At 68.5% G+C, this 21,479-nt stretch carries 19 protein-coding genes and 1 pseudogene; 11 read left to right on the top strand and 9 right to left on the bottom strand.

Annotated features, from left to right (window positions below):
• Positions 1 to 6: 6 nt before the first annotated feature.
• On the bottom strand, positions 7 to 435 hold the full coding sequence (locus tag AB5J51_RS41370; RefSeq protein WP_053784989.1) for a hypothetical protein: 429 nt from the start codon (positions 433 to 435) through the stop codon (positions 7 to 9).
• Positions 436 to 3,222, bottom strand: coding sequence for an RHS repeat-associated core domain-containing protein (locus AB5J51_RS41365; RefSeq protein WP_369780564.1), 2,787 nt, complete (start codon positions 3,220 to 3,222; stop codon positions 436 to 438).
• Positions 3,223 to 4,124: 902 nt separating this feature from the next.
• Here AB5J51_RS41365 and AB5J51_RS41360 point away from each other — a divergent pair.
• Positions 4,125 to 4,595: a DIP1984 family protein gene (locus AB5J51_RS41360; RefSeq protein ID WP_369780713.1), complete on the top strand. Its 471-nt coding sequence runs from the start codon at positions 4,125 to 4,127 to the stop codon at positions 4,593 to 4,595.
• 550 nt (positions 4,596 to 5,145) lie between these two features.
• Positions 5,146 to 6,612 (top strand): hypothetical protein, encoded by a 1,467-nt coding sequence (locus AB5J51_RS41355; protein WP_369780563.1) that lies wholly within the window; start codon positions 5,146 to 5,148, stop codon positions 6,610 to 6,612.
• A gap of 101 nt (positions 6,613 to 6,713) precedes the next feature.
• Here the strand turns inward: AB5J51_RS41355 and AB5J51_RS41350 are convergent.
• Positions 6,714 to 7,515: pseudogene (locus tag AB5J51_RS41350) on the bottom strand (IS5 family transposase); the annotation flags it as partial.
• Positions 7,516 to 7,571: 56 nt separating this feature from the next.
• Between AB5J51_RS41350 and AB5J51_RS41345 the strand changes: the two are divergent.
• On the top strand, positions 7,572 to 8,333 hold the full coding sequence (locus tag AB5J51_RS41345; RefSeq protein ID WP_369780562.1) for a maleylpyruvate isomerase family mycothiol-dependent enzyme: 762 nt from the start codon (positions 7,572 to 7,574) through the stop codon (positions 8,331 to 8,333).
• Between the two features lie 110 nt (positions 8,334 to 8,443).
• Here AB5J51_RS41345 and AB5J51_RS41340 read toward each other — a convergent pair whose 3' ends face one another.
• The gene (locus tag AB5J51_RS41340; protein WP_053791172.1) at positions 8,444 to 8,710 is read right to left on the bottom strand and encodes a hypothetical protein; all 267 of its coding nucleotides are present in this window, start codon (positions 8,708 to 8,710) and stop codon (positions 8,444 to 8,446) included.
• A 210-nt stretch (positions 8,711 to 8,920) separates the two neighbouring features.
• On the opposite strand from AB5J51_RS41340, the gene AB5J51_RS41335 reads away from it, so the two are divergent.
• Entirely contained in the window at positions 8,921 to 9,169 is a 249-nt protein-coding gene (locus tag AB5J51_RS41335) for a hypothetical protein (RefSeq protein ID WP_369780560.1), read from the top strand.
• Positions 9,170 to 9,294: 125 nt separating this feature from the next.
• Here AB5J51_RS41335 and AB5J51_RS41330 read toward each other — a convergent pair whose 3' ends face one another.
• Both AB5J51_RS41330 and AB5J51_RS41325 read right to left on the bottom strand, forming a co-directional pair.
• Positions 9,295 to 9,855, bottom strand: a complete 561-nt coding sequence (locus tag AB5J51_RS41330; RefSeq protein WP_369780559.1) for a hypothetical protein — start codon at positions 9,853 to 9,855, stop codon at positions 9,295 to 9,297.
• 78 nt (positions 9,856 to 9,933) lie between these two features.
• A complete protein-coding gene (locus AB5J51_RS41325) occupies positions 9,934 to 10,230 on the bottom strand; it encodes a DUF6087 family protein (RefSeq protein ID WP_369780557.1) in 297 nt (98 codons plus the stop codon).
• A 483-nt stretch (positions 10,231 to 10,713) separates the two neighbouring features.
• On the opposite strand from AB5J51_RS41325, the gene AB5J51_RS41320 reads away from it, so the two are divergent.
• On the top strand, positions 10,714 to 11,685 hold the full coding sequence (locus tag AB5J51_RS41320) for a hypothetical protein (protein WP_369780556.1): 972 nt from the start codon (positions 10,714 to 10,716) through the stop codon (positions 11,683 to 11,685).
• Positions 11,686 to 11,713: 28 nt separating this feature from the next.
• Here the strand turns inward: AB5J51_RS41320 and AB5J51_RS41315 are convergent, their stop codons facing one another.
• Positions 11,714 to 13,135, bottom strand: coding sequence for a S1 RNA-binding domain-containing protein (locus tag AB5J51_RS41315; RefSeq protein ID WP_369780554.1), 1,422 nt, complete (start codon positions 13,133 to 13,135; stop codon positions 11,714 to 11,716).
• A gap of 232 nt (positions 13,136 to 13,367) precedes the next feature.
• On the opposite strand from AB5J51_RS41315, the gene AB5J51_RS41310 reads away from it, so the two are divergent.
• The 3 genes from AB5J51_RS41310 (at position 13,368) to AB5J51_RS41300 (ending at position 16,805) form a co-directional block, all read left to right on the top strand.
• A protein-coding gene (locus AB5J51_RS41310) for an IS3 family transposase (protein WP_369780553.1) occupies positions 13,368 to 14,614 on the top strand; the annotation gives its coding sequence in 2 pieces (ribosomal slippage) (positions 13,368 to 13,707 and positions 13,707 to 14,614; 1,248 coding nt in all).
• A 1,006-nt stretch (positions 14,615 to 15,620) separates the two neighbouring features.
• Positions 15,621 to 15,995 carry a helix-turn-helix domain-containing protein gene (locus AB5J51_RS41305; RefSeq protein WP_369780552.1) on the top strand — a complete coding sequence of 125 codons (375 nt, stop codon included), beginning with the start codon at positions 15,621 to 15,623 and terminating at the stop codon, positions 15,993 to 15,995.
• Positions 15,996 to 16,409: 414 nt separating this feature from the next.
• On the top strand, positions 16,410 to 16,805 hold the full coding sequence (locus AB5J51_RS41300) for a hypothetical protein (RefSeq protein WP_369780550.1): 396 nt from the start codon (positions 16,410 to 16,412) through the stop codon (positions 16,803 to 16,805).
• A gap of 401 nt (positions 16,806 to 17,206) precedes the next feature.
• Here AB5J51_RS41300 and AB5J51_RS41295 read toward each other — a convergent pair whose 3' ends face one another.
• Together AB5J51_RS41295 and AB5J51_RS41290 are read right to left on the bottom strand one after the other, a co-directional pair.
• Complete coding sequence (locus AB5J51_RS41295) at positions 17,207 to 17,407, bottom strand: hypothetical protein (protein ID WP_136227534.1); 201 nt, start codon at positions 17,405 to 17,407, stop codon at positions 17,207 to 17,209.
• A gap of 171 nt (positions 17,408 to 17,578) precedes the next feature.
• On the bottom strand, positions 17,579 to 17,896 hold the full coding sequence (locus AB5J51_RS41290) for a Uma2 family endonuclease (RefSeq protein WP_369780549.1): 318 nt from the start codon (positions 17,894 to 17,896) through the stop codon (positions 17,579 to 17,581).
• 937 nt (positions 17,897 to 18,833) lie between these two features.
• On the opposite strand from AB5J51_RS41290, the gene AB5J51_RS41285 reads away from it, so the two are divergent.
• The 3 genes from AB5J51_RS41285 (at position 18,834) to AB5J51_RS41275 (ending at position 20,831) form a co-directional block, all read left to right on the top strand.
• Positions 18,834 to 19,184 carry a hypothetical protein gene (locus AB5J51_RS41285; protein WP_136227536.1) on the top strand — a complete coding sequence of 117 codons (351 nt, stop codon included), beginning with the start codon at positions 18,834 to 18,836 and terminating at the stop codon, positions 19,182 to 19,184.
• A gap of 73 nt (positions 19,185 to 19,257) precedes the next feature.
• On the top strand, positions 19,258 to 20,073 hold the full coding sequence (locus tag AB5J51_RS41280; protein ID WP_369780548.1) for a hypothetical protein: 816 nt from the start codon (positions 19,258 to 19,260) through the stop codon (positions 20,071 to 20,073).
• 503 nt (positions 20,074 to 20,576) lie between these two features.
• Positions 20,577 to 20,831: a hypothetical protein gene (locus tag AB5J51_RS41275; RefSeq protein WP_206310858.1), complete on the top strand. Its 255-nt coding sequence runs from the start codon at positions 20,577 to 20,579 to the stop codon at positions 20,829 to 20,831.
• Positions 20,832 to 21,479 lie beyond the last annotated feature (648 nt).

The following is a 21,479-nucleotide window of genomic DNA, read 5'->3' as shown; positions in this document are numbered from 1 at the left end:
TCGCTGTCAGAGGGACAGGGTGACCACCCAGTAGTCGTATTCCTCCGCGGTGACGCCGCAGATGTGGCCGCCGGATGAGGAGCGGGCGATGAATTCGATTCGGCCCTGGTCGTCGAGGAGGCGGGATACATCGGCTGTTTCCGTCAGGCGCACGCGGACCCAGCCGACCGCAGCACTGCCGGTCACTACCGCCGTGAGGAGGAACGTCCCGTCTTCGCCGATGACACCGGCCCGACGGGCGTGGTCGAGCCACAGCTGGTGGACCTCTCCGAGCTCGCCCTTCAGGGGAAGGGTTGCACTGGGCTCCACGCCGAAGCCCGCCATCGCGCGCCAGGCGGCGTCGACCGACGGACCGAGGTCATTGCCCTCGACGGCGTCCACCTCGAGGCCACTGCTCCGAATGAGCTCGATGAGGTTGTGCTCGCTTGTGGGCACTCATTTCTCCTCGTAAAAGAAGTGGTGGTCTCCACCGGGCTTGTCGATGGCTCGGTAGCGCTCCATTGTCCCGTAGCCGTCGACCGTGTTGTCCCAGCCGAAATTCACTCCGGAGCGCGACTGGTCCTCGATCGTGCTGCCCTTCGGGCCGCCCGCGTGGAAGTGCGGTCCGGCGGGATCATCGGTGTGCTCGACGACGACGCGGGAGCCGTTCGGCGTTTCGAACTGCCGGAAGTTGCCCCAGTGAGTGGGATCGCTTGAGTAGACGTGTCCGGGCATGTTCTTCAGAGTCTTGTCACCCATGACGATCCATTCGGCATCAGGAGTGGTCCCGAAAGGGACTCCTGCGGCGTCGAACGCCGCACGCTCGGCGTCGGACCGCAGCTTGAACGGGTTGCTCTTCTCGCCCTTGGGCGGGCACGGGCTGAGGCCCAGCGGATCGGACCAGGTGTGCGGGTTGGAGACGTAGGCGACCGGATTGGGCGCGGGGCCGAGGCCGAGGGGGTCGACCGACAGGTAGCGGGCGGTCTCGGGGTCGTAGTACCGCAAGCAGTTGTAATGCAGACCCGATTCAGGGTCGAAGTACTGCCCGGGGAAGCGGAGCGGCGTGTAGGCGTTCGCGTCCGCGTTCCAGGTCGTTGTTCCCCACAGGGCGCTACGCGTGCGCCACGCGATCCCACCCGCTTCGTCGACGAGTTCCGTCGGCGTGCCAACCAGGTCGGTGACGATCCCGAAGAAGCGGCTGTCGATCTCCCGTCCGTCCGCATCGGCCAGTCTCTCGGTCTGGGCGAGCGGCTGGAGGCCGTCGTGGTCCCAGGTCAAGGTGACCGTGTGCGGCAGGTCCGCCGAGGTCGTCGTCTGCTCGCACAGAGTCATCCCGTCCCAGACGAAGGTGACCTCCTCGGCCACGGTGACACCGTCCGCGGCCATGCGGCGCTTGGCACTGCGCCGGCCGAGGGCGTCGTAGGCGTAGCGCCACAGCGTGCCGTCGGGGGTGGTGACCGCCTTGAGCCGGTCTTCTGCGTCCCAGTCGTAGCGCCAGGTGTCGGGCTTGCGCGAGAGCCGGGTGCGCTGGCGGAGCGTGATCCTGCCCATGGCGTCGTACTCGTACCGGACGCGGCCCGCGCCGGTGAGCCGGGTGCCCTCGTACGTGCGCGGCCCGGTGGCGTCGGGGCCGCCCGGGTGAGCGGCCGGCCAGACGGCTTCCGTCTGGTTGCCTGCGGCGTCGTAGGCGTATCGCTCGCTCCAGTCGTGGGCGCTCACCGCGGTGACCCTGCCGACCGGGTCCAGCGCGTACGTCCGGGCGCCCGACAGTTCGTCCTCCACGCCCACCAGGTACCCGTCGGCCCGGTACGCGTAGCCGCGCCGCTGGAGCAGGATGCCGTCGGCGCCGGTCAGCTGCTGTTCCGTCAAGCGGCCGAGCTCGTCACGCTGAAGGCCCAGGGCCGCCGCGTCGCCGATGCGGCGGCCCGTTTCGCGGCCCAGCGCATCCCGTTCGAAGGTGATCCGGCGTCCGGAGGAGGTCAGCCCGCTTCGCCGGCCGGCTGCGTCATACGTCCATTCAGCCCTTGCTCCGGAAGGCGTGGTCCGGGAGGTCACGCGGCTCAGCTCGTCGTAGGTGCGCAGGAGCGTCCGGCCGTCGGCGGTCTCCTCGCGGGTACGTCCGAAGCGGTCGCGGAGGTACGTCAGGGTCCCCTCGGCGCCGGTGATCGCCGCAACGCGATCGGAGTAGTCGTACTCGTACCGGGTGACGGCGCCGTCGACGTCCTTCAGGATGCGGTTGTCGAGGAGGTCGTATTCCACGCGGACTGCTTGGCCCGCCGCATTGACCCGGGTGACCAATCGCCCGGCCGCATCGTGGACGTACCGCACGGTGCGGCCGTCGAAGTCGGTCTCCGACTCCGGCATTCCGGCGGCGTCGTACGTGTATCGCCAGCTGAGTCCGTGCGGGTTGATCACCTCGGACAGACGCAGTCGTGCGTCGTGGACGAAGGTGTGGCGGGCGCCGTCCGGACCGGTACGGGCTTTCACGACGTCGAACTCGCCGTACTCGACGACTGTTGTCCCGCCGAGCGCGTCGGTGTGGCGGATGCAGTTGCCCTCGCCGTCGTACGTCCAGGACTGGGAGGAACCATCGGGGTCGGTGCGCCGCGCGATCCGGCCCTCCGTCGTCCACTCCAGCACGGTGGTCTTGCCGAGCGCGTCCGTGATCCGCACCGGCCGCCCCAGCTCGTCCCGTTCGTAGCGGGTGACCGCCCCGACCGGGTCGGTGATCTGGACGGGCAGGCCGGCGCGGTCGCAGCGAACGCGGGTCGTGGCTCCGAGCGCATCGGTCACGGACGAAATGCCGCCCGAGGCGTCGTACGTGTAGCGAATCGTGGCCCCGACCGGGCTGGTGCGGGAGGTGCGGTTGCCGCGCTCGTCGTAGGTGAACCGCCACGAGGTGCGGTCGGCCTCGGTCTGGAGCACGGGGCGCCCCGCCTCGTCGTACTCGGTGATGAGCTCCCGGCCGTCCGGGCGCACGACGGTGACCAGCCTGCCTTCGTCGTCACGGCCGAAGACGGTGGTCCGCTGCAGCGGATCGGTGAGGGCGACCAGCCGACCTCGGGCGTCGTAGGTGGAACGGGTCACCGAGCCCAGTGGATCGCGGCTCTCTACGATGCGGTACGCCTTGTCCACCACGTAGCGGCGCACATTCCCGTCGGGTGTGGTCGTGGTGGTGGTGCGCATGCCGGTCCGCGGGTCGGGCTCACCGTAAGCGAACGCCAGCGTATAAGTGCTGGGCACATATCTGAGGAGCAGACCCCCAGGCCGAACTCGACGACACTGGCGAGGCGGCCAAGTCCCCAGCCCCAAACCCTCCCTGCCACCGGCTCTGGCCAACTCCCCGATACGGCACACTGGCCGGAACTCGCCTGCCCCGTCACCCTCCGTCGCCCGGGCGGGCAACATCGAGCGGCCCCGCCGTCGCCTGCCGCCGGAGCCGCCACCGGTTCAGAGTTCGCCCCTCAGGCGGCGCTCTTTGTCCATGAGCTTGAGGTACACGGGTTGGTGCCACACGTCTCGAAGCGGCTCTTCACCCAGCCCTTGCGGGTGTTCGCCTCCGGATGGGTGGCGCACTCGGTACGCAGGTCCTTCTCTTCCCGACTGACTGCGACCGTGGCGTTCGGACCGGCTTGCGGAATCGTTTCCGCGTTTGCCGGACCGGCTGTTCCGAGGCCGGCTGCGAGCATGAGCACGGTAGACAGGACCATCGTCGCGGTTCGGCGCCGGCGGGTTCGGCCTGGCAGGGGCCGGCGGCTGTCAGGCACGGAAGGCTCCTCGGCTATGGGCGGGGCGGTCACGGCTGCGTTCAGGAGCGGCAGAGCTGCCCCCAGCAGGCATCCAGGAGCTGGCCGGTGGTCGCCGAGTACGCACCCTTGGTCGCCGCCCAAGTGTCGCGACCCGTTGCGTCCTCGTAGCCGCCGTTTCTGCTCCCCCAGCCAAGGCTGGCGACGGCGCTTGCAGCCAGCCTGGTTCGCCCTCCCAGAAGGCCTTTGGAGCGACGGCTTGCCGGTGCCGCAGCTTCACGACCTTCATGCAGGTCACTGCATAGTGCTTTGGCGGGCCGGCCCGTGACCTGACGTAGGGTGATCAGCGCAGCAGTACCGCACGACGAACAGCGCCAAGGGACGGGACGGACCACCACGATGAAGCTCGGCGAAGCCCTGGCGAAGCGCGCCGAAGCGGCCCGCCGTGTCGAACAGCTGCGGGCCCGCATCGTGGCCAACGCCCGCCACCAAGAGGGCGAGACCCCCGCTGAAGACCCGGCCGTGCTGCTCGCCGAGGTCACCGAGACCCTCGACACGCTCGAGTCCCTGATCCGGAGCATCAACCGGACCAACGCCGCCGTCGACATGGGCGCCGACGGCACCCTCACCGACGCCCTCGCCCGCCGCGACACCCTGCGCCTGCGTCACTCCGTGCTCACCTCGGCTGCCGACGCCGCCGCCGGCAGCGGGGAACGAGGCTACGGCCGCCAGCTGCGCTCCGAGCTGATCGTGCTCCCCGCGCTGCCCGTCGCCGAACTGCGCGCTCGCGCCGACGACGCCGCCCGCGAGATCCGTGAAATCGACGTACGCATCCAGCGCACCAACTGGGAGGCCGACCTCCTGGACTGAGACCCGCGATGTGGAGCAGGTAGTCACTCCGGAGGCGTGCACAACCGAGGGCCGGCGGTTACCGGCCCGGCTGGCGCGCGGAGAGCAGCGCATCGGGTTCGACTCCCGAGACGACAGTGCAGCTCAGCAGCGTGACGAGTCACAGCGCATCGCGCACACTTCATCACCACGTGCAGATCCGATCGTGACGAGGGCGGGTTCGGGGCAACCGCATCGCAGGACGGCGCCCGGACCGGGAGGTCACCCTCCCGGTCCGGGCGCCGTGTCGTGCGCGGCCAGCGTGTCGAGCGAGCCTGGCTCAGGGCGGTCTGCGCGCCATGGGGTCGCTGTTGCGGCACGTCGCGCCGTTGTCGGCGTGCCACAATGATGCTGGTCTCTTGGGCGTTGCGGACGCCCAAGAGACAGCCGCAGTGTGGCTAGTGCTCGCATTAGTCCCTGATGGGGCTCCCATCAGGCGATGGCTGCGGACGGCTTCCGATCTGGCTAGGCCAGGGGAGCCGTATGCCCAAATGCGGCACTGCCGATCGGTGGCGGTGCTAGCGTGCGGTGGGTGTCCAACGGCAGGAGGTTCTCGCGGATCTACCGTGAGTTCGGTGTCGTCCAGTTCCCGATCGCTGACCTCCGCGTGCTCGCCGAGGGACCTACCGGGCGGTTGCGCAGGCCGAGTTGGCCGGACCCCATCGCGGGTGCCGAGTTCGTGCGGGGGACCGGCATGGTGCGGGATCGGCCGGGGGGCGCGATCCGCGACTGGTCAGGGGAGCGTGCCTTTTGTGATGCGGCCGGACTGCTGCGCTTCCCTGCGCCGCATTTCCGGCAAGCTACCCGCCCAGGTTTCCATCCTCAGCGGGAAGAGCACGCGATCACGATGATCCCGTGTTACCGGCGGCTGTACAGCGATCGGATGTCGACGCGGGTCGATGTCGCGTTCACCTCGCGCTGGCCCGATCAGACCTGGACGTCCGCGTGGCGCACGGACCTCGATTACCTGTCTGTCCCGGTCGGTCTGCCCTGGCGGGACGACGGCCCGGTGCCGCTCGGGTCTGTTGGCCGCCAGTTGGCGCGGCGATTTGCCGAGACCACCACTCGACACGGCAGCGAGGTGCGGTACGACCTGGTCGAGGCGGGCACGCCGATGGTTCTCACCGAATGGCACACCGACAAAGGGCTCCCGCCGAGCGCCATGCGGCGGGACGGCGTCCATTTCCGCTGCCGACCAGTGCAATTCGGGGGTCAGCGGATGCCGTCTTGGAGGGTCACGTTCTTCCCGCATTGTGACGGCAACCGCGCGCGGCAGGTCCGGGGAAACCTGTGGCGGCTGCACACCGAGCGCGAGTCGCTGCGCGCCGCGATCCGGGCGTGGCGACGGGGCGACGCGGCGCTGGACCGTCAGCGCCTGCGGGATTATCTTGCGGAGCGGCTGAAGATCCTCAACCGCGAGCACAGGGCGGGTGTCGAGCAGATCCCGCTGCTGGACATGGCGCAGCGCATCGAGTCGCTCGCCCCGCCGGACGTGATCGACGACCTACGCAGGGAATTGCGCCGCGAGAGCCTGGGCCTCCTCCGATCGCTCGACCGCGTCATCGAGAAGACGATCGGCCACGACTATGCAGTGCCGGCCGAGCCGAGCCTGCACATCCACGTCGAGCACGGAGGGCACATCACTATGAGCACAGGCGACACCTACAATGTCCACGGTGGGGCTTACGGAAGCGCATTTGGCCCTCACGCCCAGGCGCACAACCGAGACTTCGCTATCAAGCCCATCAGCCGCGAAGAGCTTCGTGACCTGTCCGGCCACGTCTCCGAACTGTCCGGCCTGCTCTCGGAAGAGCAGCGGCAAGAGCTGGCCCAGGCCCATGAGGACGTCGAACAGGCCGCTCGCACCGACGACCAAAACCCCGGCAGGGTCCGCGCGGCCGCTGAACGACTCAGGCGCATCGCGGAGGCTGTGGGCGCTGTCGGCGCCCCACTGCTGGAGGCGGTCACCAAGCTGCTCCAGGCTTCCGGCCTGACCTGAGGGACTCGAGAGCGCGTGCCCGCTGGCCAGATGCTGCGAGCGTGCAGTCGCCGGCCCGAGCGTTGGCGCTGGCGTCGTTGGTGCTGGCCCGCGTCGTGCGGTCAGGTATCGAAGAGTCGCCGGGACAGTTCGGCGGTGTAACCGGAGCGGGTGTTGCCCGCGATTTCGTTCCAGGCTGTTGCGGTCCCGGTGCAGGTTGAGCAGGTCGGGGCGAGCTTCAGGAACGCCTCGTGGATGTCGTCGCGGATCTCCCAGCGGATCCGCAGCCGTCGGAAGCCGTGGACCCACGCGTTCGTCCGCTCGACTACCCAGCAAGACCGAGCCCAGGCCGGAGCCGTGCGGAACTCCGCGTCGGGCGATGACCGGCTTGATGCCGCGCTTCACCGGCCAAGACCGAGCCCAGGCCGGAGCCGTGCGGAACTCCGCGTCGGGCGATGACCGGCTTGATGCCGCGCTTCCACATAAGCCGACGGTACTTGTCGAAGTCGTAGCCCCGGTCGGCGAACAACTGCCGCGGCCGGTGACGGGGGCGACCGGTCACTCCGCGGATCCGCGGGATCGCGTCGAGCAGGGGCAGCAGCTGGGTGATGTCGTGGCGGTTGCAACCGGTCAGGGTGATGGCGAGCGGGGTGCCGCCTGCGTCGGTGATGACGTGGCGCTTCGAGCCGGGCCGGGCACGGTCGACCGGGCTCGGCCCGGTTTTGGGCCACCCCGACGGGCCTGGTGGTGGGAGCCGTCGATCACCGCCCGGGACCAGTCCAGCTTCCTGGCACGGTGCAGCTCGGTCAGCAGCACCTGGTGCAGCCGGTCCCACACCCCGGCCTCGTGCCAGTCCCGCAGCCGGCGCCAGCATGTCATCCCGGACCCGAAGCCGAGCTCCTGCGGCAGCCACTCCCATCGCAGCTGACGGCCTGGAAAATAGGGTGCAGTCGGCTGAGCTGGGGTGATAGGTAAGCGATGTGACAGAGAGTCTTGAGTTTTCCACCCTGCTGCAACTGATCGACGAGCGGTCGGCCGCGTTCCGGAGTGCGGTTGCCGCCGCGCCCAGCCTTGAGGCGCCGGTGCCGTCCTGCCCCGAATGGACGTTGTTCGATCTGGTGCAGCACCTGGGTACGGGCCAGCGCTGGTGGGCCGCAATCGTCGCCGCGGGCCCGGCAGAGGCTCCACCGGCCAAGGATGCCGCGGAGGCGCCGCGCGAGCTCGAGGCGCTGCTGGCCTGGTACGCCGAGTCGAACGAGCTGCTGCTGAGTGCGCTGCGCGAGGCCGGCCCGGAGCGCGAGTGCTGGACGTGGTGGGCCGCCGGCGTATCGCCGGCGAATGCCCGGGGCGTTGCCCGGCGCCGGGTGCACGAGGTGTTGGTGCACACCTACGACGCCCAGCTCGCCGCAGGCGCCGTGCAGCCGATGCCGGCGGACGTCGCGATCGACGGCGTGGCCGAGTTCCTCGACACCTGCAACTCCACCCCGGCGGCCTGGCCGCACGAGACCGCCACCATCCACTACCACGCCACCGAGGGCCGCTCCTGGCTCCTCGCGTTGGACGGCACCGGCGCCTGGCCCGCACCCCTCACGGACGACGCCGCGCCCGCCTCCGCTTCGGCCACGGGCACGGCCGAGCAGCTGCTCCTCTTCGTCTGGGGCCGCCTCACCCTGAGCGACCTGAAGATCGAGGGCGACCAGCAGGTGTTCGAGCAGCTGATCGCCTGGGAGCCCGAGGAGTAGCCAGTCCATACCGCCAGCGGACGGCCTTGATGACGTCCGCCCCGGTGAACACCGCGAACAGCTCCGCGTCCGCGCGAGGGATGTACCCGCTGGCACAGGACGTCGTAGTCTCAGCCGCCGATCTTTCCACGTACGCCCATCAGGGCGTCGTCGAGGGTTTCCGCAATGTCCTCGTGCCCGGTGAATCCGTCATCGGTTCCCGGGTCAACGGTCCAGCCCCATCCGCTGCTGTCGTCGCCGTCGATGGTGGCCGTGTGGTCTCCGCTGTGCACGCTGATGGAAAGGTTTCCGCCGGGGAAGGCGGTCACGTCGGCGTGGACACTGTCCCCCAGGACGCGGCGTACGGCGTCACGGGCAATCTGCTCGGTGGTGGTCACGATGGTGCTCTCTCCTTGGACGGCCAGGACGACGGTTCCCATCAGACAGGGCCGACGGCAAGCTGCGAAGCGGCGCGCCGAAGACACACATGGGACCCGGCTGCCAGCTGAAGCACCGGCGGGATCGTTTCCCCGGTGAAATGAGTCACCTGCCCGGGTGAGAACCATCAGATGGCGAGACCCCCGGCAGCACCTGTCGGGGGTCTCGCCATGCCCGAGAGGGCCGCGCAGTTCATCACGGACTGCGTCACCGAACTCATCACCGAGGACTGCATCCCCGCGCCGGCCGCGTACGACGCGGTACGCCGCGCCGTCCTCGAGAGCGACCCGTTCGTCCTGGCCGAGACAGGCCAGGCCTGGGCCCTGCGCCCCGGCACCCATGACGACAACGGCTCGGACGGTCCACGAGAGCACGAGGATGCGGACGTTCACGGAACCGCTGCACATGGCCCGGCGTGACCTGCTTCGTGGTCGGCGCCGGACGGGTGGCGGTCGACGACGTGGCGGCGGCCCCTCACTGTTCTTTACTCCGCAGCACTCTGCAGGAGTAGATCGTCACTGCGGAGCGGTAGCTCGGCAGTGAGTCAGAGGACCTCGCCATCGACTTCGTCCAGGAACTCGTTGAGAGCCCGCTGCAAGTCTTTCAGGTCTTCGGTGATCTCGATGATGAACTTCTTCAGGTCTGGCACCGGTTTCCCGTAGGCATCGCTGACCTTGTAGGTCACGCCGCGCCACCCTTGTTCAACGTCGGTGAAGAGAGTCCGGCTTCTGTCACTGCCCACCAGGCGGACGGTCATGCCCGCCCGGTTCATTCTGTCGACGACGGGGATGAACCCTTCCCGAAACTCGCGCCGTCTTTCGTTCTGGTCGGAGTCGGCACCGACCATCGGCGCGAGCCTGATGATCGCGGTCTCAAAGGCGTGACAGCTGGCTGCGTACTCGACGTATGCGGTTCGTCTGATGTCAACTCGTCGCGCGCTTGCGGTGGCGTTCTGCGTCTTCTCTCCCTGAACGTAGCCGAGCCCGCTTCCCAGCAGCCCGGACAGGGCTCCGATCAGAGCTCCCCCAAGGGCAGCAAGGGCAGTAGACCGATGCACGGACCGTTCAGCGTCGCCACGGCCAGCCGACTCCGTCTCTTGTTCCATTCCCTAGGCGTACCTCGAAATGACGGCGTCGTACCGCGGCTGGCTTCGCCTGCTGGGGCGGGGACATAGGTGCGTGGCTCAGGGCTTGCGGTGCCGTCCGCTTCCCTTGCCGAGGCGTGGCGTATGGCCGGGCAGCTGGGCTGCTTCTGCTTGGGCTGAGGGGTTGAGGACCTGGCAGGCCGCCGCGTAGTTCTCCACCGTCGTCAGCGGCTGCCAGGCGAAGCCGTCCCATTCAAGGATCAGGCGCAGGGCGTCGGGGTCGAGGTGGGCGGCGCGCTGCGGGCCGCTGCTGAGAGTGACGGCTTTCAGTTCGCCCGGCTTGCGCAGGCGGCCTTCGCGGCGGGCGGCCCACCGGTCGAGGGGTTCGTCTTCCACGGTCGTGCCCTTCCCGGAGCAGGGGCAGCACCCTACCGAAAAGGAACAGCCCCCCGCCCCCTACTCGTGATTGCGGAGGAGGGGGCGATGGTATTTGCGGGTCAAGTGCCGTCGGGAGGCTTCCAACCTGCGCGGGGAGCAGGCTTCTTGACCTGGGACTGTATGCCGTCGACGAGCCGTTCTCGAGCACTTTCACCGAAACCGACATGCAACCCATATCGCGGGCACTGTCGACGCGGGCAGGCGAGAATCCTCAGGCCGACCTCAGGCGGAATCGGCCCGGCCGTGGATTCCCGTTCCGCAGGGGGTTGCCGAACAAGGTGTTCCCGCCGTGGGGCGACACCACCCGTCCTGCCGAATCGCCGTAATTGCCGCTGATACCAGCTGTCCGCAGAACTGCTCGGCGGGCCGGCAGCGGTGGGGCCGGCTTGTCGCGTGCGGCTTCGAACGGGGCTGCTGGCAACAGCTACTACCGTCGTCCGTATGACAGCCGTGAATCCGACCGTCGAGGCGCTGCTCGCCGGCATACCCGCCCTTGCCGCGCACGCCCGCAAGGCCGTGCTGCTGCGTCCCAGGGCGGGTGAGCCGTCACCGGACGCCAGTCATATCGGTGGTCCGATGCTGTGGCCCGGCGACGAGGAGTGGCCCCGGTGTCAGGGCCCTCACATGGTCGAGGTGCGGGAAAAGCTCTCCGATGCGGATCGGGAGACTTTGCAGCGGATCGACCGGGACTGGCGAGCCCGGCGGGCTGGGAAGGTCCACGATGCGTACGAGGTCATTCGGGAGGAAGCCGAAATCCGTTCGCGGATCATGGACGGTGCCGGGGTGCTCGACAAGGTCACGTGGGAGCGGGTCCGGCGAGTGCCGGTGTCCAGCGTCCCCGGCGTACCGCTGATCGGGGTCCTGCAGCTCCTCAAGCAGGACGTACCCGTGGCCGATTGGCCGGAGGGCATGGACGTGCTGCAGGTTCTGTGGTGCCCGAAGGAGCATTCCGAACTGCCGGGGCAGGCGCACTACTGGGGACCCGCCGTCGAGGTGCACTACCGTTCGGCCGCTTCGCTTGCCGCCGTACGGGATGTCCCCGTGCCGGTCGACGCCGTGGCCTCGTACGTGCCCCGGCCCTGCCTGCTCGATCCGGTCGAGGTGACGGACCTCCCGGCCCAGGACGAACTGCCCGGGGAGCTCTTCGGCGAAGCAGAGGCCTGGGCCGAGGAGCACGGTATCGAGTACCACCGCACTCTGGCCTGCCTGGAGGGATGGAAGGCCGGAGGCTGGCCGAGCTGGCACCTCACGGACCTGGTCCCGATCGACTGTGCCTGCGGTGCGAAGGCCCGTCTGTTCCTCACGGTCGACAGCGGCCGTGATCCGGATCTCAATGTCGGCCGGTTCGGTGAACTGCGCATCTTCACGTGTCCCGTGGACGCCTCCCACCCGCTCCGCCTGAACATCCAGTAGGACGCCCCTCGCATGTCGTGGGCGCCTTCTACTGAAGGGCCGCCGACCGGGCCTGAACGCGCGACAGCCCGATGCGGCGGTTCTCCGGGTCGACGTCGATGATCTTGACGGTGAGGATGTCGCCGACCTGGATTCCCTCCTCGGGCCCGTCCACCGACGTCCCGGCCGACTCGGTGTGGTGCAGCAGTCCCTCCAAGCCGTGCTCCCGGTCCTCGATGCGGACGAAGGCGCCGAACGGTGTGAGCCGGGTGACCGGTCCCCTGACGATCCGGCCGATCTGCTGAGCAAGCACCGGCAACGGGTCTTCCTCCAGCGCCTTGAGCGACATCGGCACCCGCTGCCGGACGAGGTCGATGTCAAGGATCTCGGCGGTGACCCCTTGGCCCACCGTCAGCACGTCGGAGGGGTGGTCGATGGGGCGCCAGGACACCTCGGGCAGATTGATCATCGCGGTGAAGCCGCCGATGTCGACGAAGATGACGCCGAAATCGGGCATGGCGACGACGGTGCCGGTGCAGATCTGTCCTCGGTGGAGGGTGGTGAGGAACGCCCAGTGGCGGTCGTCGGAGGTCGCCTCGGTCCTCCAGCGCGCCCGCAGGACGCCGTCCTCGTCGGGCAGGACCGCCGTCATGAGCGGTTGCCTTCCGTCGATGCAGAGGGACAGGGCCGATGCGGCACGGGCGCCGCAGACTTGTATCGCCAGTTCCGCGAACTGGCTCTCATCGGCGACGATGCTCGCGATCCGGCCGTCCTCGTCCTCCCAGACGAATTCGATCAGGCCTTCCTCCGGCAGATCTGCGAGGACGGCGCCCACGTCGGGGGAAAGGTCGGGCCAGACGGCCAAACGGGAGCGAGGAACCAGCCGGGCGCGAACCGCGTCCAGGGAGTCGGCGTCGAGTCGATGCCAGCGAGCGGCGTTGCCAACGTGGTTCTCCTCGAGAAGCGCCGCCTGGCGCGTCGCGACGCACCAGCGCACGCGGGCCCAGAAGACGTCATCGGCGGGCCGCTGTGCCCCCGGCCCGTCGACCTCGACATCGTAGGGAGAGGCGTCCAGACGCTCAGGGAACAGTCCCAGTGCGCGGGTACGTGCCACCGCCGCCGGGCAGGGATCACTACTGCCGACGTAGACGTACTGGTCCCATCCGACGTGGATCGTGAACCTGCCCTCCACTTCCAGCCGGCACCAGGCGCCACTGCCGCGCAGCATCGCCCGGCCCAGTTCCAGGGCGACGCTGAGCGAGACCTGCGCGCCATCGTGGTAGCCCCCATGGCCGGGCGGGAAGAGGCCGCCCAGGCCGTGGCCCTCGACAGCCGATTCCGCGCCGAAGCCGGCGAAGCCCGCCGCTACCTGCGGTTCGCGTACGACAAGGCTGTCGATTCCGGTCTCCGCCGCGAAGGCGGCGACTGCCTCCAGATAGGCAGCTTCGACCGGCCCCTGGTCGCTGTGCACCTCTTCGGTACCTGTGTAGTGACCGTGCTGATCGCGATCGGCAGGATCGTACTTGGTGATGCGATAAACGTGGGGCAGCACGTCACTGCCTGCCGACGGACGCGTAAGGATGGTGCATGTCCGCATCATGTCGCTCGCGGACGGCCGCCCGCCACCAGCTGGGGCCTCCCCCTGAGTGGTGGACACGCTGATACTGGATCTGCTTGATCCGGAGGAAGCGAGAAGACCGCCGATGGCGATGAAGGACTACTCGGACGAGTTCAGGGCCGATGCCGTGGCCCTGTACGAGTCCACTCCCGGGGCGACCTACAAGAGCATCGCCGCCGACCTGGGCATCAACCGGGCCACCCTGCGGGAGTGGGTGCTGAGGAACCGGGAATGCCGAGGCGCCGGCCCGGTCGCCGCCCGGGCTGGGCAGACGTCGGCCCGGGCCGGGCAGGCGACGCCGTCCGCGGATCCGGACGAGCGGATCCGGCAGCTGGAGGCAAGGGTGGCCGAGCTCGAGGCGAATGAACGCAAACTCGCGACCGAGCGCGACATACTCCGCAAGGCAGCCAAGTATTTCGCCGGAGAGACGAACTGGTGAGGAGCCGCTTCCAGTTCGTCGACGATCACCGGGACGCCTTCGAGGTGAAGCAGCTCTGCCAGGTCCTGGACGTGAACAGATCCAGCTACTACAAGTGGCTGGCCGGCGCCGAGGCCCGGCAGGTCCGGCAGCGGGCCGACCAGCGCCTGGCTACGAGGATCCGCGAGGTCCACGCGGAGTCCGGCGGCGCCTACGGCTCCCCTCGGGTGACCGCCGAGCTGAAGGAGACCGGCCTGCACGTCAATGAGAAGCGCGTCGCCCGGGTGATGCGAAGGTTCTCCATCACCGGCATCCGCCTGCGCAGACGCGTCCGCACCACTGTCGCGGACCCTGCAGCCGCGCTGGTCCCTGACCTGTTCCAGAGGGACTTCACCGCCACCGAGCCGGGCCTGAAATACATGGGCGACATCACTTACCTGCCCCTCGGGAACGGCGAGTTCCTCTACCTGGCCACGGTGCTGGACTGTTTCAGCCGCCGGGTGGTCGGCTGGTCAATCGCCGACCACATGCGCACGGACCTGGTCGCCGACGCCCTGCTGATGGCCGCCCGCACCCGCGGCAGCCTGGAGGGTTCCGCCTTTCACTCCGATCACGGGGCGCAATACGGCTCTCGGGCCTTCGCAGGTCTCTGCGACCAGTTGAAGGTCACCCGGTCGATGGGCGCGGTCGGGTCCAGCGCCGACAACGCGGCCTGCGAAAGCTTCCACGCTTCCCTCAAACGCGAGACCCTCCAGGGCAGCCGAGACTACGGCGACGCCAGCATCTGCCGCAGAACCGTTTTCGCCTGGCTGACCCGCTACAACACCCGCCGCCGGCACTCCGCCAACGGCCACCTCAGCCCCAACGAATACGAACGCCGACACCACGCAGCTAAGCTCACGCTCGCCGCGTGATCAACGAAGCGTGTCTACCACCACGGGGGAAGGCCCGCTTTCGAAAGCCGTGCCCCACGGCAGTCAGCTGGACCACCGCGCAGAGGACCGGCGCGCCGCGGACGGCAGGCAGACACCACCCGGTACGCCTTCTACGTCGCCAACTGCAGTTCAGGTCTGCAAGGCGTACGTGCCAGGTCTGCGAGCGCAGACCAGCGCGCCGCCGCGGCTCTCAGGTTTGCCGACGTACCGGCTCACGCACCAACCCTTGACGAATCCGGAGCGCCCGCACCGCATCCGCGGGCCGGAAGTGGATGTCGCGCAGATGCCTCAGGGCGGGGTTCTGCCTGGGGATGGTGTCGAGCCGGGCCGGGCATCTCGAGCACGCGCGGCAGGTGGACGTGCAGGTGCTCGACTTTGACCTCGCGGCCGGGGGCCTTTCCCATCACGGAGCTCAGGAGCCCGAACGGAGCGGGTACCTGAGCGCTGCGCGCTCAGGAGAGAACCGCCTCGCTGCGCTCAGCGAGGCTCGGCTTCACCCGGCCAAGGCCGGCCCTTCGGGCCGGACAGGTTCGGATTCCGCTTCGCTGCATCCGGACGACCGTAGCCGCCCGGCAATATCGGTACCAAATAGAGGTCACAAAGCTGGCATGCGGACACCGAGCAGCAGTCCGACACGACACCCGCTGAACTGGGTAGCAGAAGCTGTACCGCCCCGAACTCCTCGGGATCCATGTCGCTGCTGAAGCGGAAGCGTCGCTCAGGAAGGCCGTGGGGCGACTGAGCGGGATCGGGCGGGCGGCGGCAGCAAGGCCCGCCCAGGAGGTCAACCAGGCGCTGCACGAGGGTGCTGGAAAGGCGTGGGCCATAAGAGGTCCTCGGCGAGCTGCAGGCCGTTGCGACCGACCGGGACTGACGGCGTCCGGGCTTGTCGCCTGGCCGCCCGGGCGAGGGCACGAGGCGAGAGCAGATCCCGGTGATGCGGCAATTCGGCGTGGGAACAGGGCTGTCGGTGGAGTATGAAGGGATGGCCAACTCCTTGTTCGCCGCTTCCGCAGCGGATCTGACGATCGAGCGCATCCGTGCCCTCGCCGCGCGGCCGGACCAGGTGGAGAGCCTGACGCTGGAGTTCAAGCCCGAGTACTCGTCCAGCCTTGTGAAGACCATCGCGGCGATGGCCAACACCTACGGCGGCCTGATCATGGTGGGTGTTGCCGACAAGGTCGAGTCGGGCTCCGAGCGCGTTGTCGCTTGCCAGCCGGGGGATGCAGCAGAGGCAGCGCGGACTGGGGGTCCGAGTAGGAACGGGCCGCGCCGGCATGGCGACGAACTAATCCGAGGCGCGCGACCAAGCTGTGGGAACTGGCGGCGGGGCGACACCGGTCCGAGGCCAGGAGGATGAGGCTCCTTGGTTCGGGATGCCAAGCACATTGAGGGCGTGCCCGAGTTGGGCCCCGGCCAGGAGGGCAGGGAGAGGGCCCCTCGCCCGGGGGGTGCTTCGCGGAACTCCTGACGAGGCGCCCCGCGGCCGACTGGTAGCCCCTGCCCCGCGCGTTGCCTGCCGTTTCCACCTATCGCGGCAGACACATTGATATTCCGTTAGAGAATCCTTTCTTCTTCCATGATGCGAATTCGTATCACGGAAGGGGATTGCCTCTGTTCGGAACCATGCGGCAGGCTCGAAGGATGACGGCGCCATATTGCCGTATGAGCGGCCGTGTGGGCGCCTCCCGGAAGGCTGGGGCCGCTGGTCATCAAGTTCGTTCCTCCTCAAGGTCTTCGCCAAGACCTTCATCGCCGCAGCAGAGGATCAACGGTGGGAAATTTCGAGGAAGACAAGGAAGAATACCTGCGCAATCTGCGCAAGGCCCGTACGGACAAGCAGTACCTCGACTATGTCGAAACCCTCGTGGCAGCGGCACCGGACGTGGCCGTGGGCTGCGTCGTCGGCCCCGCCGTGGCAGGGGCGGTAACTGCCGGCGGGGGCATCGCGGGGTTCCTGATCGCCGGCCCGACGGGCATGGTCGTCGGTCTCACCGCGGGCGCTGTAGGCGGCGTCTGTGCGGGAGTGAAAGCCGAGGAGGCGTACCAGTCGGCATCCACGGAAGACCGGGCGCGCATGCGCGCACTCGGCCAGAAGGCAGTGGAGGGCGGCATGGCAGCCCGCAGAGCGTGGAAAGCCGGCCGCACCGTCTTGAAGTTGTTGAAGTAAGGGCGCGCGAAAAACAGCGGAGTGGCGGGCATACCGGGTTCAACGTGCCCGGGCCTCTACTTTGGTCGTGCACATGACCGCGATCGTGCGCGGGGAACTGACAGGAGGAAGATCAGCGCGCGGCTGCTCACGGCGCTCGACGTAGTCGTCGACGCCCCGCCGCAGCCGACCGTATGCTGGCCGCCCGGCAGCACGCCGCCGACCAGTCCGGCCTGCGAGCCACCGGGTGCGAGGGTACCGGGGCCGGACACTGTCGTCGGCCGCCGGCGCGCTGGCCCCGGCAAGCACGGCAATCCGCTCGCGGGTATGCGTGAGGAGCACGGACAAGAGGTGGGCCCCGACGATCCCGGGCCGCACCTCATTCTCCACGACCTGCTACGCGAGCCCCAGCACTGGTGAGGTCAGAACAGGGTGTCCTGGTCGGGCTCCTGACGAGGTAACTCGGCCACGTCTTCGCCGTTCCACTTCGCTTCGAGGTACTTGCGCCAGCCGGACGGCGGAGGCCACGGCACTCCCCATTCGGCCAGCTGCCTCTTGGTCCAGCCGCCGTTGGATGTCTGCGCGGCGGATACCTCATCGGGCGAAGGCACGTAGCTCGTCATGAACGGATGATTCCCAGCAGGCCCCGTCCTCAACAGCCGCGTCGCCACCCGACGGGAGCCGACCTTCTTCCCACGTCGCGCCCACAGCTGGCCACCTGCTACCCGACGCTGGGACCTCGCTCCAGGGCGAGGGCCGCCGCTTTCCAGTGGAAACGACTGCGGCCTTGTGTCTCAGGCTTGCCGCTTGGGCTGGGTGAGCCCGGCCGGGTCGATCTCGAAGAGGAACGGCATCTCGATACGGGTCGTGACGCCCGGGAGGGCGATCGTCTTCTCGACGTACCGGCCGCCGGCAAGCTCACTGGCGATCAGGCGCGGGGCCGGGTCGAACTCGAGGCGCCAGTAGTGCTCGATGCCCGCCTCGGCGTACAGCATCGGCTTGAATGTGCGGTCCATGGTTTTGTTGCCGGGCGAGACCAGCTCGACGATCAGCTGCACCGCTTCGGCGTCGATGCTGACGCCGAACCGGGAGCTGCGCCGCCGCCAGGACAAGATGATCGCCGACTTGCATGAGGGCCGAACTGTCCCACCCGCAAGCACCTGATGGGAGATTCGGCGAGCCCATCACCACCCGATACAAATCGACCGCCGCTACCTACCTCGCCTCTCGGCTCGCCGGTGGTGTGCTGGGCGATCAGCGAACTCCTCGAGAGCGGCCACCCCTTCCGCACCGCCTGACGGCGCGCCGCCAGGCGAGCGGGGATGGCTGGTGCTGTCTGCTGCGGTTGCGTGGGGCAAACGGGTTCACAGCCGACCGGACAGGGCGCCGCACTGGGAACAGGCCGGGATACCGGCCGGGGCACCAGTCGTCTCCGGTGCTGCCCCCGCCGGCCCTCCGTGCCGGTCCTGCAATGCGTCCACGTGCCGGGACAGGACGTCCTTGAAGTGTTGTGCGCGTTGTAGTTCTCGGCTGTCCGTGTGGTGCATACGGCCAACCCCTGATGACGTCCAAGCGGTGATTCCCGTACCCAGTGCAGCGCAGATCAGCACGATCCACGGGAGGGCGTCTGTCACAGCGGTTCCTTTCCGTGAGTGAGGCGACAGTGGCGCCTGTGGCCGGGGTCCGGCAACACCTCGACATAACGCAGAGGCATATTACGAGTTGCGTTTTGTCAGCCGATTGCAGTCATGCGCAGCATTGTGCCGGTCTTCGGCAGTTCACATGCTTTACCTACAAGCAGTCGGGTCGGGACGGGGGCGCGTGGCGGAACGTGAGCGCCGTGTCAGCGGCCGAGTGCGCTTCGCCGGCCGGCCCGGCGGCCGTGCGCCCACAGGAGGTCACGCATGCCGAGGCACCCCCGCCCTACGGCAAGACTTGGTGCCGACGGGAAGAACTGCAGCTCGCACGGGGTGTGGATGCGGACTTCGCATGTGCATAACCGATAAGAGACCTCTGTCAACCCGCGCCTGCCTCGCCACCCTCACCTGCTTGGAGCACACCTTCCCCGGGTTCCGAAGCGTTGGGTGGACTATGACAACAGCAAACCACTCGGCAATCTTTCCGCAGAGCTCAGAGGGCGATGGACGCAGTGTTCGCGCCAAGGCCACAAGGGTGGGGAAATGGACCTACACGCCGGTCTCAACAGACTGGGCGCCGAACGAGAGCGCGACGTTGCACCGCGAGGGAAGGGAAGTCGATCTCCACTACTCGTCGTCGGTCTTCGAGGACTTCCTCGAGGCGATGAGCGCGATCGAGAACGACTTCGGCCGACGCCTTCAAGAGGCTGCTTCGGTCGAGCCGTCCGTCGGCGAGCACTCCGGGCGGAACTCCCTTGTATGAATACGGTCTTCACGACGCGAGTAGTTTCTACGGCCAGCCGGAAGGCCCGGTGTCCTGGCCGGGGACGGAACCCGTGCAGCACACAGCGCCCGCGCAGCCGCCCCTCGGGCTGAGCGAGGTGCAATCCGGGTGGGATCCGGCGGAGGAGCTGGCCTACCTTCTGCAGGAATCGAGGGGAGTGAGACACGCAGAGCCGCTCGACTGGATCGGATTCGATGAAACCGCTGACACGGTCAGCACCGCCGACCTTGCCGCCGGGCTGCCTCAGGGCACCCACGACGGGCCGCGCGCAGAGGCCTCCCACGGGCACCGCCGGGTTCCGCCGAAGGCGCCGATGCTGACCCTTTTCCGAACGGGCAGCCTCTTCTCGGCGTTGCTGGTCGCGGTCATCGCCGCCGTGGTGAGCATCTTCAGCGGTCTGGCCATCTCCGAGGCCCTGCGCCGAAGCGCCGGACCGAGCACCGCGCACGACATCGTCAGCTGGTGGCCCCTGCTGCTCTACGGACCCTGGATGGTCGCTTCCCTGTCCATCCTCCGGGCAGCCCTACATCAACGTCGCGCCATCCATTCGTGGTCCATCGTCCTGTTGTTCTCCACCCTCGCCACCCTTCTGTGCGTGGCCCAGGCGCCCAGAACGTTCGCCGCGCAGGCTGCGGCCACGCTTCCTCCCATCGCGGCACTGGCCTGCTTCCAGCAACTCGTCCGCCAGATCACACTCACACGACCACCCCGTCACCCCGTCCCGCGCCACCGCAACCGGACGGCCTCCCAGCTTCGGCCGCCGGCCGCGCCGAGCAGCCCAGGTACGCCGGTTTCCGAATACCCGGTGGTGGATCACCGGCCTGCGGGGCATTCCGCCCCCGGCTACAGATTCCGCTACGGGTCATGAGGGGGTCGCCCGTCCAGCGCGCGCGACAGCCTGGTACCCCAGCCGCGCGGGGAGAGCGGTCGGCGCGACCACGGCGGATCAGCCCGTCGTCGCAGGGGGTCCCGCTGCAGGTCGATGTGCGTCCTTTACCGGGGTCGGTGTCGAAGGAGGCCGGAGCGAGGGTTCCACGGAGCGTGGCGCCGTGGGGACGCGGCGCACAACGGCCGAGTGTCGCTGACGTGTCGGACAACTCGATCCTTCCCGGCTTCGTGCGCTCGTGATCACTTCCATCTTAGGAACGAAGATCGAAACCGATAGGTCACGGGCTGGACACGGTCTCAGTCCTACGGGTCTACCGCACCGAACAGCCACGACCTGGGCATCCACTCCGCACGAGGAATCTGCATGCCGTGAAGTGCGCATGCGGGCCTCCTTGTGCTCCCGGGCGCCAGGCCGCCTGAACCGTCCGCATGGGCAACGCGCTTGAGCGCCCCGTTTCCCGTCCATCGAGAGAAGACAGCATCATGATCCACGACCTCGCCCGCACGGAGCGAATCCGTTACGAGCGGCGCCAGGACGCCGCGTACCGGGCCGGCCAGCTAGCCGTCACCAACCTCCAGGCCGCACTGGCCCTCGCCGGCCTGGTCCTTCCCTCGCTCAGCAACGACGGCCCTGTGGGCTGCCGTGGTCTGGTCCGGCTCGGGGGGTGCAGCACGGACCTTGCCAACCGGCTCGCCGAGGTCATCGCGGCCGGGGCCCACGCCCTGCAAGACCGGTGACTCCGGGCCGTGACCGATCGGGAGACACCCGGCCGGCGGCCTGAACCACCTCGTGCCTGCAGGCACACCGCAGCTTCCTCGCCACCCGTGACACACTTGCGGAGGTTCTTGCATGAATGCGTCGCAGCCTTCATCCCACCTTCCGAAGGCGCCCCGAACGACACTCGACCCCTACCGGTTCCCGGGCATACGGGGCTTGGCGGACGCCGAGGAATTAAGCGCCCCGTGCCCCCGGGGGCCCCTCCCCGCTTCCGGTCATCCTCCGGGCGGCCTGAGTCCCGCAGACCGCCGACGCCTTGATCTGCACGCCTGCCTGACCGCCGCGGGTGTTCCGCCGCTCGACGGCGACCTCCACGCCATCGAAGTACTCACCACGGTCGACGACGCCACCAACGCAGCCGTCCGACGGTGGATCTCCAGCGCATTCTGACGCCGTCCCCCGGCACCTGCCCCGCAACACGGCGGCGGTCCAGTGCAGAGCGTCAGCAGGTACCCGCCGCCACCGACTGCCGCATTATAGGAACAGCGCGACCGTCATCCTGCCGTCTTAGTCCGAACAGGTGGTGCTCGTCGTGCAGATGCATGGAGCGCCGGGCCGGGTATGCAGAATGCGGTTTGCCGGTGTCGGCCGTGGGGCGAGGGAGCCTG

The sequence above is a fragment of the Streptomyces sp. R33 genome, from assembly GCF_041200175.1.
Classification (GTDB): Bacteria; Actinomycetota; Actinomycetes; order Streptomycetales; family Streptomycetaceae; genus Streptomyces; species Streptomyces katrae_B.
This window is presented reverse-complemented; position numbering and strand designations above follow the sequence as displayed.

Coding starts and splice junctions, on each gene's coding strand:
- AB5J51_RS41320 (WP_369780556.1), top strand. CDS start 10,714: ATGACAGCCGTGAATCCGACCGTCGAGGCGCTGCTCGCCGGCATACCC.
- AB5J51_RS41305 (WP_369780552.1), top strand. CDS start 15,621: ATGGCCAACTCCTTGTTCGCCGCTTCCGCAGCGGATCTGACGATCGAG.
- AB5J51_RS41330 (WP_369780559.1), bottom strand. CDS start 9,855: ATGGAACAAGAGACGGAGTCGGCTGGCCGTGGCGACGCTGAACGGTCC.
- AB5J51_RS41275 (WP_206310858.1), top strand. CDS start 20,577: ATGATCCACGACCTCGCCCGCACGGAGCGAATCCGTTACGAGCGGCGC.
- AB5J51_RS41295 (WP_136227534.1), bottom strand. CDS start 17,407: ATGACGAGCTACGTGCCTTCGCCCGATGAGGTATCCGCCGCGCAGACA.
- AB5J51_RS41335 (WP_369780560.1), top strand. CDS start 8,921: ATGCCCGAGAGGGCCGCGCAGTTCATCACGGACTGCGTCACCGAACTC.
- AB5J51_RS41360 (WP_369780713.1), top strand. CDS start 4,125: ATGAAGCTCGGCGAAGCCCTGGCGAAGCGCGCCGAAGCGGCCCGCCGT.